The sequence below is a fragment of the Staphylococcus sp. 11511212 genome, from assembly GCF_011394755.1.
Classification (GTDB): domain Bacteria; phylum Bacillota; class Bacilli; order Staphylococcales; family Staphylococcaceae; genus Staphylococcus; species Staphylococcus chromogenes.
The window spans coordinates 148,152-161,289 of sequence record NZ_JAANBQ010000017.1 but is presented as its reverse complement, the minus strand read 5'-3'; the positions used below and the strand labels follow the sequence as shown (position 1 = coordinate 161,289).

The following is a 13,138-nucleotide window of genomic DNA, read 5'->3' as shown; positions in this document are numbered from 1 at the left end:
GCTTTGTCTAATTATTTTTGTACAGATTGACCACGTAAATCCGCCTCAATTTGTTCTAAGCTGCGACCGCGTGTTTCCGGTAAAAACTTCATTACAAAGAAGAATGCAATAATACCAATAACAGCAAAGATGAGGAAGACTTGTTGGACGTTTAAAACACTGCTGATAATTGGGAACAAGTAAGCTACGAGTAAACTTCCGATAGATAACACAAGTGCTGCAATCCCTGTTGCCGCACCACGTGCACGCATTGGGAATAACTCTGGTAACATTACCCATAATACTGGACCCCAAGAAAGGCCAAAGAACACGATAAATAACGCTAAGCAAACAATGATAATCCATACGGAAGCATCAACGCCTAAAAGCCAAATCAGTAAACTCATCGCTAATAATGAGAAGACCATGCCTAAGTTACCCATCATTAACAATTTCTTACGGTCAATTTTATCAATGATTAAAATCGCTACAATTGTAACGAGTACATTCACTACACCGATACCTACAGTACTTAAAATAGATGCGGAGTCACCGAGACCCGCTTTATGGAAAATCGTCGGTGCATAGTGAATAATCGCATTAATTCCAATCAATTGTTGAAGTAAAGCAAACACAGAACCAATAATAATTGTTGTACGTAACCATGGTGATTTCAAGACATCCCAAGTGCTTTCTGAAATAGAACTGATTTTTTTCATGTTCGCAATTTCGATATCGATTTCATGATCAGGATATGTGAGTTTCATCACATCACGTGCTGCTTTTTCTCCACGTTTTTCTAAAAGCCAACGTGGACTTTCAGGCATAAAGATAACACCTATCATTAAGATAAAAGAAGGGACGACAGCTAAACCTAACATCCAACGCCACGCTTCAAAGGGTGATAATGCATAGTTGACGAGGTATGAAGATAAAATCCCAATCGTAATCATAAGTTGGTTTAATGAACTTAAAGAGCCACGCGCATCGGTTGGCGCAAGTTCAGATAAATACACAGGAACAATAGCTGTTGAACCCCCAACAGCGAGTCCAATAATGAAACGACCTAAAACAACGATTTCAACCGTTGGTGCTAAAGCGAGGACGAGTGTGCCAACAATAAAAATGATAGAAATTATAAAGACAAGACGACGACGTCCTAATTTTTCTGATAAGGGTCCGCTAAATCCGGAACCAAAAATAGCACCAAATAACATTGAAGCAACCACGAGTCCTTGCATACTTGGTGTTAACGGAATGTCATTTTTCAAATACAATAACGCCCCTGAAATGACGCCCATATCATACCCATAGAGCAATCCGCCTAAAGCTCCAATAAAGAATATAAGCTTTTTATTGATTTTCATCAGGTAACCTCCAATTAATTCAGTATGGATATAAGTATACGCTTTCAACAATAATACGTAAATTATAATTTTCCAACATATGAGAATAATTAGTGTTTTATTTTATCGAATTTATGACAATTGAAAACGCTAAAAATAAATACTTTCGTTTGTTAGATGTATGAAATGAAAAAGTGAAACACAAATGATATTAAAAGTGCCCTCAAAATAAGTTATGAAAACTAATGATGAGGGCAAATATACGTGGTTTAAGTTGTCATTTTAACGACAATACGACCATGGATTTGATTATCTTTTAATGCTTGGAGATGTGTTTCTAGCTCTTCAAAAGGTACAACTGTTTTTATGTCATGTAACTGTTGTGGTTTTAAATCAGTAGCTAAGCGGCGCCATAGAAGAAGACGACGTTTCATTGGGAAATTCACCGAATCAACGCCTAATAGTTTCACGCCGCGTAAAATGAATGGGAATACAGAACTTTGGAAATCTACACCACTCACATTCCCGCTTAATGCAATCGCACCATGGGGTAAAACATGTTTTAAGCATTCTCCTACAGTGGGCCCCCCTACTGGATCGACAATCGCTTGCCATTGTGATGATTGAAGCGGTTTTTCTGTAACTTCTTCTAAACGGTCGATGACTTCACGTGCACCGAGTGATTTTAGCCAATCATACTGTTCAGTTTGACCTGAGCTTGCGGTCACTTTATAGTTTAGCGTATTGAGCATCATTGTAGCGAGCGCACCGACGCCTCCAGTTGCACCTCGGACAAGCACAGGGCCACCACCAGAAGTGATTTTATTATCTTCTAATAATTGAATCGAAACGGCTGCAGTAAATCCTGCCGTACCGATAATCATCGCTTCTTCTAATGTTAGTCCTTTTGGAAGTGGCACAAGCCAATCTCCTTTTACACGTGCGATTTCACTATATCCACCTGCATGCGCAACACCTAAATCATATCCAGTAGCAATGACTTCATCACCTTCTTTAAATGACGGATGATGTGAATCAATGACAACCCCGGCAAGGTCGATACCCGGAATCATCGGGTAATTGCGAATGATTTTGTTATCATTTTGTACTGATAACATATCTTTATAATTTAAACTTGAATAATGCACCTGAATCGTTACGTCACCTTCAGGCAAATCAGACATGGTTAATGTTTTAAAGGAACCTTTGATATTTCTGTTTTGCTCATTTAATACATAAGCTTTAAATGAATGTGTCATAAGCAACCCCTCTCAAATTTTTACTTTCACACTTTACCATTTAAAATAGTGTATGACAACGATGTTGCAACATAATTTACTTTCGAATATAGTTAGGCAAAAGAATGAAGGGGATGAAAACATGGATTTTAAAATTAGAAAAGTAGAAACACATGAGATTGAAATATTAAGAAGGGTCAGTATAGAAACATTTCATGAAACTTATGCTGAAGATTATGATGAAAAATTATTTCAAGACTATTATCAAGATGAAATGTCGCACGCACAATTGTTAAAAGAATTGGAAAACCCACAATCTGTGTTTTATTTTGTATTGTACCAAGAGGAGATTGCCGGTTATTTCAAAATCAATATTGGAGAAGCACAAACAGAACCTTTTGGGGTAGATTATGCAGAACTACAAAGAATTTATTTATACCACTCATTTCAACGTATGAAATTAGGCCAATATATGTTTGAACAAGTAAAACAAATCGCAAAACAACTCCATAAAACCTACTTATGGTTAGGAGTGTGGAGTGAAAATCATGCAGCTATCGCATTTTATGAAAAACAAGGACTGATGAAAATAGGGGAACACGAGTTTAAAATGGGGGACCACGTAGACATTGATTGGACGATGGCACTTAAATTGTAAAAGTCTTCAGATAAATTTATAAAAAAATGTTATAATACAAACGAAAGTAATTTTTTTATCATAAAGGAGGCACAATGTTGTGAAAAAATGGTTAGCAAGTTTTATGGCACTGTCTTTGATTTTAGCTGCGTGTGGTCAAACCGATGACGATGAGACAAAGAAAAATGATTCCTCTTCATCTAAAACGGAACAACATCCATCTAAAGACCATTCAAAAACTAAGGATAGTAAAGACAAAACAACAAATGAAAAGGCGACATCCCAAGAAGATGAAAATCAAGCAACTTCTGATAGTTCTGATCACCAAGAAACAACGCAAAGCAACTCCAGTTCTCCTCAGTCCACACAAGACAATCAAAATATGAATCGCACAGAACAACATCAATCAAATTCTAACGCTTCAAATCAAGAGAATACACAACAGGGTCAATCCTATGTGGCGCCTTATCACGGACAAAACGTTGTTCCTGTGGCACAAAATTTAGCGCAAAATCCTGTAAATCAACAACAAGCATTAAAACAACTTCCGAATTTCCAAACGTCATTAGATGTTGCACAAAAAGAAGTGACAGCTTTAAATGGACAACAAAATCCGTACAATGATTATGCTATTCAAGGCGAAGGTGAAAAATATCATTATATTTTTAGCTTTTTAAATCAATCGCAACCCGGAACATATATGATTGTTACCGTCGATCAATCTGGAAATCCTCGTATTATTGATCCTGCATATCGTCAATAATATTGGAAACAATCTTAACAACGGGGAAGGATATTTCATCTTTCCTCGTAATTTTACATATCGCATGATACATAACGCTCTATACTTGAGGGTGTCGTTTTAAAGGAAAAGAAGGGGGAGCGTTGGGCATTTTCAACGTTGCCATTCTAAAATATTAAGCAAGTTACAGGTACTTTTTACACGTTCCATTCTAAATTAATTGAATTGTAAAAATAGTGTAAAAAGGGGCTAAAAAAATGCCTTCAACCTATTGAATTGTGTACAAAGCAATGGTATATTCTATATGTGAAATAATTCACATTAAAAAGTAAGTAATGACACAAATATAAAACAAAGGAAGATGATTTAGGATGTTAGTTCACAGTTATGATCCATTTCAAAACCTTGCAATTTCTGCATTAATTGCAAGTATCCCCATTATACTATTTTTACTATGTTTAACCCTATTTAAAATGAAAGGGATTTACGCAGCGATTACAACATTAGCTGTTACAATCGTTATCACATTATTTATATTTAAACTTCCAGTAGGCAATGTCTCTGGTGGTATTATTGAAGGTTTCTATCAAGGTATTTTACCTATCGGTTTCATCGTAATGATGGCAGTTTGGTTGTATAAGTTAACGACAGCAACGGGTCAATTTTCTGTCATTCAAGATAGTATTACGGCGATTTCGGAAGACCAACGTATTCAATTATTACTTATCGGTTTTGCCTTCAACGCATTTTTAGAAGGTGTTGCTGGTTTCGGTGTGCCGATTGCGATTTGTGCCGTATTATTAATTCAATTAGGATTCAAACCTTTACAAGCAGCGATGCTTTGTTTAGTGGCAAATGGTGCTGCAGGTGCTTATGGTGCGATTGGTATACCAGTAGGTGTTGTTGACACATTAAATTTACCTGGTGGCATTACAGCATTAAGTGTGTCTCAAGCCTTAAACTTAACATTACCTATTTTAAGTATTGTAACACCATTCTTATTAGTCTTTATTATTGATGGTTTTAAAGGCATTAAAGAAACGCTCCCTGCAATTTTAGTCATGGTCATTCCATTTGTAGCGTTACAAATTATTTTCAACCAATTTTTAGGACCTGAACTCGTAGATATTATTCCACCACTTGCAGCAATGGGGGCGTTGGCTTTATTCTCTAAAAAGTTCCAACCGAAACACATTTTCAGACTCAATGAAAACGAACAACATACAACGACAAAACATGCTTTCAAAGACATTGTATATGCATGGAGTCCATTTATCATATTAACAATTTTAGTATTAATTTGGAGTTCTAAATCTTTCAAAGGTTTATTCCTTGAAGGTGGCGCACTCTCGTTCTTAAACATTCAATTTCCAATTCCTGGCACAATGAATGATGTGACAAACCAACCTGTCATGTTAACATTTAACATCATTGCACAAACAGGTATGGCATTATTAATTGCAGGTATTATTACGATTTTACTTTCAAAACAAGTGAATTTTAAACAAGCGTTCTCTCTATTAGGAGAAGCCTTTAAAGAATTATGGTTACCAATTCTTACAATTTGTTTTATTTTGGCAATTGCCAAATTAACAACATACGGTGGTTTAACAAGTGCAATGGGACAAGCGATTGCTAAAACAGGTGTCATCTTCCCATTCTTATCACCTATTTTAGGATGGATTGGGGTATTTATGACAGGTTCTGTTGTGAATAACAATGTTCTGTTCGCACCAATTCAAGCTTCAGTAGCACCTCAAGTGGGTACGAGTGGTGCATTACTTGTAGGGGCTAACACAGCGGGTGGTGCGATTGCGAAATTAATTTCACCACAGTCTATAGCGATTGCCACAGCAGCTGTTAAAGAGGTTGGTCAAGAATCAGCATTATTGAAAATGACACTTAAATACAGTGTAGGTTTACTCGTCTTCTTCTGTATTTGGACACTGATCTTATCTTTCTTCCTTAGCTAATTAAAAAAGGGTTCGGACAATGATTCGTCCGAGCCCTTTTTGGCTCTCTGTCAAATTGAACTGGTCATATTAAATTAAGGAGTTAGGCAATGATGGATTGCTTAACTCCTTTTTTCGTTATGCGAGCATAACGTCTTGAACATTTATGCCATGACATAATCAATGACTTTTTTGAACTGATGATAAATATGGTCTGGTGAATAATATTCTACGGTTTTATAAGCATTTGAAAGGACAGGTCCAATTTGTCTAGCATGATGCATCTCAATGACTTCAAGTATTTGATGCGCAAGTTTTTCGGTGCTCTTTGCCGGCACGAGAAACCCATTTTGGCGATGTGTGATGAGCGACTCAGGACCAGTATTGCCATCAAAACTGATGACGACGCTTCCTTGATTCATCGCTTCTAAAATCGTCATGCCGAAACCTTCATTTCGCGAGGGCACTACTGTAATTTTACTCATTGCGATTTTCGTACTTAATTGATCGGTCGTAGATTTGAGAAAAATTAAATCTTGTAATTGGGCGTAGCCGATATGTTGCGCTAATGCTTCTTTTTCTTTACCATCTCCGTAAATATCTAACGTATAGCCATAATCTCTTAGCTCATCTTGAATGTTGTAGATGGCATCTACTAATAAATCAAACCCCTTTTCGTATTCAAAGCGCCCAGCAGCTATAATTTTGTTCTCTTTCATTAATTTGAGACGCTTTTCATCTATCATGTTGGAGACGACAAAAATAGGGGTATTGACGGAAGATTGATAACGTTGTCGATCACTTTCAGTTAATGTCGTCACGGCATCTAATCGTGCATAGCTTTCTTTAATTTTTAATTTAAGCGCAGCCGAATGCGCATCGAAGTTCATATGTTCCATCCCAATCGTTTTTTGCGAGGCATGGGCATATTGCGCAATTAACAGATTATGACTAGGACGCGTACCGACTAAAATATCACTTTGGTGATGTTGAATCGCAGAGATGATTTTTTTCTCAATATAGCTAGAATACTGCTCGAAGCCTGGCTCAAGCTGGGTTAAAATTTTGGGCTTAAGAAGAGGGGTATATTTACGAATACGGTTGGCGAGAAGCGGTATCGTGTTACGTGGATGAAGTTGATAATTGACAAGCGTTTGAACTTTCACACGTTCATCTAAAGGAAAATAAGGCTTAGATTTATTGCAGAATATAGAAATAATCGTGACCTTATGACCTTGTCGCACTAATTGATTCGCTAGATTCGTAATTGTTTTTACAGTGCCACCGACCGCATAAATATTATGCATTAAAAAAGTGATAGACTTCATGACGCATCCCTCAATTTGTATATTTTAAGTTTATTATAGCATGCATAATTTCATAGGTGATAATAAAGTGCGATTAAATTGTATTGAGGGATATATAAAGATAAGCTTGCCTTTTTAATTCACCAGAATAGGTATATAATAAAGTTAATGCATGATAAAATAAAAAGACAATAGGGGCATTCGTTTTGTCCATATAGGGATCACTTTGTGAAAGCGAGCAAGCACACAAATGCGCCTTTTAAGCTGAAAACGCGTTTTATATAGCGATTCACAAGGTTTGAACCATAAGGGGACAAATGATGACTAAGATTCAAAACATGATGATAAAAAGGGGGACTGGATTGTTGTGGAAAATTTACATAACAAGACAGATGTAGTACTTATCGGCGGAGGCATTATGAGTGCTACATTAGGTGTATTATTCAAAGAATTACAACCAGAATGGGACATCAATGTATTTGAAAGATTAGACAGTTGTGGTAAAGAAAGTTCAAATGTATGGAATAATGCAGGGACAGGACACTCTGCTTTATGTGAGTTGAACTACACAAATGAAATGCCAGACGGCACGATGGATATCAAAAAGGCAATTAAGGTCAATGAACAGTTTCAAATTTCTAAACAATTTTGGTCTTACCTTGTTAAAGAAAATAAATTGAAAGATCCACGTGCTTTTATCCGTCCAGTACCACATATGAGTTTCGTCACAGGGGATAAAAATGTTGCGTTTTTAGACGCTCGCGTCAAAGCATTAAAGGAAAATGTCCTGTTTAGTGGTATGGAAATCACTAAAGACAGAGACACCTTACAACAATGGGTGCCATTAATGATGGAAGGTCGCTCAGATGAGGAGCCAGTCGCTGCAACACGTGATGAATCAGGGACGGATGTAAACTTCGGCGCATTAACAACTCAATTAATGCAACAACTGAAAAATAAGGGCGGATCTTTATATTATGAGCACGAAGTTCAAACATTAAAACAAAATAAAGATGGCTCATGGCGCATCAAAATTAAAGATTTAAAAGAAGATAAAACCTTCACTGTAGAATCCCGTTTTGTTTTTATTGGCGCTGGGGGTGCAAGCTTACCATTATTACAAAAAACACATCTTCCAGAGTCTAAACATATCGGTGGCTTCCCAGTAAGTGGCTTATTCCTTGTTTGCAAAAATCAGTCGATAGTGAACCAACATAAAGCAAAAGTATATGGCAAAGCTAAAGTCGGCGCACCGCCAATGTCTGTGCCACATTTAGATACAAGATACATTGATGGTGAGCGCGCCCTCTTGTTTGGACCTTTCGCTGGTTTTTCACCAAAATTTTTAAAGACTGGGTCTTATTTCGATTTAATCAAGTCAGTAAAACCAAACAATTTAGGCACGATGCTTGCAGCAGGTGCTAAAGAAATGGGCTTGACTAAGTATCTTATTCAACAATTGATGTTAAGTCACTCAGAACGTATCGAAGAATTGCGTGAGTTTGTTCCTGAAGCAAAAGAAGAGGACTGGGAAGTTGTTGTGGCGGGTCAACGTGTTCAAGTGATTAAAGATACAAAAGATAAAGGTAAAGGGACATTACAATTTGGAACTGAAGTCATTACATCTGAAGATGGCACGCTTGCGGCATTACTTGGGGCTTCTCCAGGTGCATCAACAGCTGTTGCAGTCATGCTAGATATTCTGCAAAGTGCATTTAAAGAAGAGTTCAAGCAATGGGAACCTAAAATTAAGGAAATGGTGCCATCATTTGGAAAAGAGTTAACAAATGAAGTAGAACTTTTCAAATCTTTAAATCATGAAATTTCTCAACAACTTAAATTAAATGAAAAAGGTAGTTTATTAAGTTAAACCTCCCATAAATAATACGAAAGCGTGATTTACGGCACGCGCAATGAGAAAGCCATCCAAATTTATCAGAACATAAATTTGGATGGCTATTTTATATTATTTTAACAAAGGAAGTGTTAATGTGAACGTCGTGCCTTCTGATGGACGACTTTGAACAGTGACCGTTCCATGATGGTGCTTCATAATATCTTGGGTAATGGCCAATCCTAAACCATTACTATCTGTGTGCGCTGAAGATTTATAAAAACGTTCAAAAATATGAGCTTGTGTTTCTTCAGTTATTCCTGGTCCATCGTCGGTGATGGTAATGACGGCTTGATTAAATGTATCTTTGAATAAATTAATTTCGATAGTGCCTTCCTCTTCTGTATACTTAATGGCATTGCGCACAATGTTTTCAATGGCCTGAATAATTAATCGTTCATTACCTCTTAAATGGACAGGCATTAGATCATGCATTAAAACGATATTTTTGTAATCTAGCATGTATGAGGCATGTTGGATAATATCTAAAATGACGGTTTTAAGGTTGATGTCATCGTCAAATGTCAAATGCGCATCGTTATCTAATTCGGATAATAAGAGTAACTGACGCGTGAGTTGACTGAGACGATGCGTTTCGTCATAAATTTGTTTGATATATTGCGCACGTTGCGTTTTAGACGATACAGATTGAAGCTGACCGAGCAAATGATGAATATGTGTTAAAGGTGTTTTAATTTCATGTGAGACATTTTGCACAAAATGTTGGCGCATATCATCAAGCTGTTTTAAAGAAAGGCGCATGGAATCAAAATGACTTTGTAGAACGCCAATTTCATCTTGACGTGTTTTGGCGATAGGGGTTTTAAAATCCCCATCCATCATACGTTGCGTCGCAAATTTGAGTTGTTTGACGGGTTTTACGATGGAGTAGGTAGACCAAACGACAAGACTCATTGAAAATAAAATAAGCAATAGTAACAACACAAATAAGAAGATACGAAACTCTCCTAAAGCATGGCCCACATCTTGACGCATAAACACAGCATACGTTTTATTTTTAGTATGAAACGAGGTGCCCACCGTATTACGCGTTTCATTATCAAAAAAACCGGTAATGACAGGGTTAAAAGGACGCTCTTTAATCCCATGATAATCTTGGCCTTTTAACACTTGGTCTACGGCCCTAGCATCTAAATTGTCCTTACGAAACGGCTGACCGTAAAATCGGCTTTGATGATGGGTATCATAAACTTTTAATTGATAGTTGAGTTGACCTAAAAGCTGAAAATATGCATCTAACTCTTTTTCATTAGAAGCGCGATCATAATCATGTGCATGTTGGAGTGTCCTCATTAACTTTGCATCATTTTTTTCTTTTAACTCAAAATGATAATAAATGTTACTAAGTAAAAAACTGGCTATAGCGCTAATGATCATTACCGTAATCGTGTATAGTGCAACGCGTGAGTATAAGGATTTAAGCATCGGCAGTCACCTTATACCCGAGGCCACGCACGGTTTCGATATGTACGTTCGCGCCTAATTTTTTTAAGCGTGTGCGTAGACGTTTGACATGTACATCGACGGTACGCGTATCCCCTTCATAATCAAATCCCCAAATTTTTTCAATTAACGTTTCTCTTTCAAACACTTGGCGTGGATAAGATACAAGTAAACTTAATAACGCAAACTCTTTATTCGGGAGGATCATCCCTCTATTATTCACTTTGACTTCAAGTTGTTTTTGATCAATTTCAAGATTGCCTAAACGTAAATAGACATGCGTTTGAATTTGATAACGACGCAAAACAGCTTTTATTCTGAATAAAAGTTCTGCCACTTCAAAAGGTTTGGTGACATAGTCATCAGTACCTGCTAAAAAAGCACGCTCTTTATCGGTTAGAGCGTCACGCGCAGTAAGCATAATGACAGGATAATTATAGTCATATTTCAATATTTTACATAATTCGAACCCATCCATATGGTCCATCATGATATCAACAATGGCAATGTCTATGTCATGATGCATCACATAGTCTTCCGCTGCCTCACCACTCGGTTGAGTAACGGCGTGATAGCCTTCTTTTTCAATATGCGATGCGACATATTCTAGAATTTCAGGGTCGTCATCGACAATAAGGCAAGTGACTGACATCGGTTGCTCATCCTTTCCAGTCGTTTTTTATTCATCTTACCATATTCGAAGGTCATCGTTGAAAGCGCGCGAGTAATTGCTTAGATTTTGCTCGTGATAGGGTCGCTTTAAATTTATTTTTACCAGTTCATATTGAGTTCATACTTTCTTTCTATACTGTGATTACGATATTAAAGAGAGGGAGTTATGTTATGAAAATCGCACTGAATGAGCTTAAATTTTATAAATTCAAGTATTTACTCATTACCTTTATCGTGATATTACTCGCGAGTATGGTATTGTTTATCTCCGGTTTAGCGAAAGGATTAGGACGTGAAAACATTTCATTGATTAATCAATTTAAATCAGAACAATTTGTGATTCAAAAAGACGCGGATCAACAAATTCAACGTTCAAATATCAATCCTCAACAACAACAAGAAATTGAAAAAATAGTGAAGTCTGAGCCACTTAAAGCGAGCATGTCGACAGCAGAATATAAAAATACCAATAGTGATCTGTTATTTGCCTCGATGCAAAAAAGTGAAACACCTGCTTTAAAAACAGGTCATTTACCAAAAAACGAGAATGAAGTTGCATTAAATAGCAAATTAGAAGGTGAAGGTCTTCAAGTCGGAGATAAAATTAATATAAAAGGGAAAGAGGAATCACTCAAAATTACTGGATTTTTCGATCATGCGATGTATGCGCATACGGATTTGGCAGTTGTAACAGATGCAGGTTTAAATCGAGTGACGGGGGATAAGTCGCCAACTTCGATGTACTTTTTAAATCATGTGAGTCATGCGGACCAACAAAAATTGAAAGACATCCAAGGAATCAGTGTAGTCAACAAAGAAGCGCTAACTGATGGCATTCCAAGTTATCAAGCAGAACAAGCCCCACTCAACATGATGATTGTCAGTCTATTTGTAATCACAGCGATAGTTTTAACGGCCTTTTTCTATGTGATGACGATTCAAAAAACATCCGAAATTGGTATTTTAAAAGCGATAGGGATTAAAACAGGTCACTTATTAAGTGCACTTTTAATCCAAATATTATTTGTCACATTACTTGGTTTGGTCATTGCTTTAGCATTAATTGCGACATTATCCGCCTTTATGCCTGTGACTATGCCATTTCACCTAACACCACAATTGATGGGATTAATGGTCGTTGTATTTATTATCGTGGCCATCGTTGGTGCATTGCTATCACTCGTTCGTGTACTTAAAATAGATCCGATTGAAGCGATTGGAGGCGGAAACTAATGAGTTTAAAAGTGAAACATCTTACAAAAAGTTTTGGCAAAGGTGAGGCACAAACACAAGTTTTAAAGGGCATTGACTTTGAAGTACAGCCTGGAGAATTTATCATTTTGAATGGCGCGTCTGGTTCGGGAAAATCGACGTTGTTAAGTATTATTGGCGGATTATTGTCACCTTCAGAAGGACAAGTGATTTTAAATGGTGAAGACATGAGTCAATTATCATCTAAAGCCTTAACGGCGAAACGTTTAAAAAACATTGGCTTTATTTTTCAATCTTCACATTTATTACCTTATTTAAAAGTGAAAGATCAACTCGTCTTAGTTGGAAAAGAAGCGGGGTTGGCAAAAAAAGAAGCAGAAGAACGGGCCAAACAATTGTTAGAAGATATTGGGTTAAGTCATCGTCTTATTTCCTATCCACATATGCTTTCAGGAGGGGAAAAACAGAGAGTGGCGATTATGCGTGCTTGGATGAATGAACCGCAATTGTTACTCGCGGATGAACCGACGGCAAGTTTAGATGCTAAACGTGCGACAGAAGTGGTTGAAATGATTAAAAATCAAGTGAAAACAAAAGGAACGATTGGAATTATGGTAACACATGATGAACGTTTATTTGAGTATGCGGATCGTATGTTGTATTTAGATGAGGGAAATATCGTTTCAAAATCATAG

At 36.9% G+C, this 13,138-nt stretch carries 11 protein-coding genes; 6 read left to right on the top strand and 5 right to left on the bottom strand.

The features are described from left to right. Positions 1-11 precede the first annotated feature (11 nt). Together glcP and G8Y84_RS10885 are read right to left on the bottom strand one after the other, a co-directional pair. Positions 12-1,346, bottom strand: coding sequence for a glucose transporter GlcP (glcP, locus tag G8Y84_RS10890; protein ID WP_165806360.1), 1,335 nt, complete (start codon positions 1,344-1,346; stop codon positions 12-14). A 248-nt stretch (positions 1,347-1,594) separates the two neighbouring features. Then, complete coding sequence (locus G8Y84_RS10885; protein WP_105963199.1) at positions 1,595-2,584, bottom strand: acrylyl-CoA reductase family protein; 990 nt, start codon at positions 2,582-2,584, stop codon at positions 1,595-1,597. 121 nt (positions 2,585-2,705) lie between these two features. On the opposite strand from G8Y84_RS10885, the gene G8Y84_RS10880 reads away from it, so the two are divergent. The 3 genes from G8Y84_RS10880 (at position 2,706) to G8Y84_RS10870 (ending at position 5,915) form a co-directional block, all read left to right on the top strand. Then, on the top strand, positions 2,706-3,221 hold the full coding sequence (locus G8Y84_RS10880; RefSeq protein ID WP_165806359.1) for a GNAT family N-acetyltransferase: 516 nt from the start codon (positions 2,706-2,708) through the stop codon (positions 3,219-3,221). A 79-nt stretch (positions 3,222-3,300) separates the two neighbouring features. Beyond that, positions 3,301-3,963 (top strand): hypothetical protein, encoded by a 663-nt coding sequence (locus G8Y84_RS10875; protein WP_105963197.1) that lies wholly within the window; start codon positions 3,301-3,303, stop codon positions 3,961-3,963. 350 nt (positions 3,964-4,313) lie between these two features. Further along, positions 4,314-5,915 (top strand): L-lactate permease, encoded by a 1,602-nt coding sequence (locus G8Y84_RS10870; RefSeq protein ID WP_105967381.1) that lies wholly within the window; start codon positions 4,314-4,316, stop codon positions 5,913-5,915. Positions 5,916-6,058: 143 nt separating this feature from the next. Here the strand turns inward: G8Y84_RS10870 and G8Y84_RS10865 are convergent, their stop codons facing one another. Further along, on the bottom strand, positions 6,059-7,222 hold the full coding sequence (locus tag G8Y84_RS10865; RefSeq protein ID WP_107363537.1) for a glycosyltransferase family 4 protein: 1,164 nt from the start codon (positions 7,220-7,222) through the stop codon (positions 6,059-6,061). A 346-nt stretch (positions 7,223-7,568) separates the two neighbouring features. Here G8Y84_RS10865 and mqo point away from each other — a divergent pair, with 346 nt between their 5' ends. Beyond that, positions 7,569-9,071: a malate dehydrogenase (quinone) gene (gene mqo, locus G8Y84_RS10860; protein ID WP_105963195.1), complete on the top strand. Its 1,503-nt coding sequence runs from the start codon at positions 7,569-7,571 to the stop codon at positions 9,069-9,071. Positions 9,072-9,167: 96 nt separating this feature from the next. On the opposite strand, the gene G8Y84_RS10855 is transcribed toward mqo, so the two are convergent. Continuing rightward, complete coding sequence (locus tag G8Y84_RS10855; RefSeq protein ID WP_037575019.1) at positions 9,168-10,541, bottom strand: sensor histidine kinase; 1,374 nt, start codon at positions 10,539-10,541, stop codon at positions 9,168-9,170. Next, positions 10,534-11,211: a response regulator transcription factor gene (locus G8Y84_RS10850; protein WP_107372081.1), complete on the bottom strand. Its 678-nt coding sequence runs from the start codon at positions 11,209-11,211 to the stop codon at positions 10,534-10,536. Before G8Y84_RS10850 ends, G8Y84_RS10855 begins: the two co-directional genes overlap by 8 nt. 191 nt (positions 11,212-11,402) lie before the next feature. Here G8Y84_RS10850 and G8Y84_RS10845 point away from each other — a divergent pair, with 191 nt between their 5' ends. Together G8Y84_RS10845 and G8Y84_RS10840 are read left to right on the top strand one after the other, a co-directional pair. Continuing rightward, a complete protein-coding gene (locus tag G8Y84_RS10845) occupies positions 11,403-12,464 on the top strand; it encodes an ABC transporter permease (RefSeq protein ID WP_037575016.1) in 1,062 nt (353 codons plus the stop codon). Next, positions 12,464-13,138: an ABC transporter ATP-binding protein gene (locus G8Y84_RS10840; RefSeq protein ID WP_037575014.1), complete on the top strand. Its 675-nt coding sequence runs from the start codon at positions 12,464-12,466 to the stop codon at positions 13,136-13,138. The genes G8Y84_RS10845 and G8Y84_RS10840 overlap by 1 nt, the downstream gene beginning before the upstream one ends.

Coding starts and splice junctions, on each gene's coding strand:
- glcP (WP_165806360.1), bottom strand. CDS start 1,346: ATGAAAATCAATAAAAAGCTTATATTCTTTATTGGAGCTTTAGGCGGA.
- G8Y84_RS10885 (WP_105963199.1), bottom strand. CDS start 2,584: ATGACACATTCATTTAAAGCTTATGTATTAAATGAGCAAAACAGAAAT.
- G8Y84_RS10880 (WP_165806359.1), top strand. CDS start 2,706: ATGGATTTTAAAATTAGAAAAGTAGAAACACATGAGATTGAAATATTA.
- G8Y84_RS10870 (WP_105967381.1), top strand. CDS start 4,314: ATGTTAGTTCACAGTTATGATCCATTTCAAAACCTTGCAATTTCTGCA.
- G8Y84_RS10865 (WP_107363537.1), bottom strand. CDS start 7,222: ATGAAGTCTATCACTTTTTTAATGCATAATATTTATGCGGTCGGTGGC.
- G8Y84_RS10855 (WP_037575019.1), bottom strand. CDS start 10,541: ATGCTTAAATCCTTATACTCACGCGTTGCACTATACACGATTACGGTA.
- G8Y84_RS10850 (WP_107372081.1), bottom strand. CDS start 11,211: ATGTCAGTCACTTGCCTTATTGTCGATGACGACCCTGAAATTCTAGAA.
- G8Y84_RS10845 (WP_037575016.1), top strand. CDS start 11,403: ATGAAAATCGCACTGAATGAGCTTAAATTTTATAAATTCAAGTATTTA.
- G8Y84_RS10840 (WP_037575014.1), top strand. CDS start 12,464: ATGAGTTTAAAAGTGAAACATCTTACAAAAAGTTTTGGCAAAGGTGAG.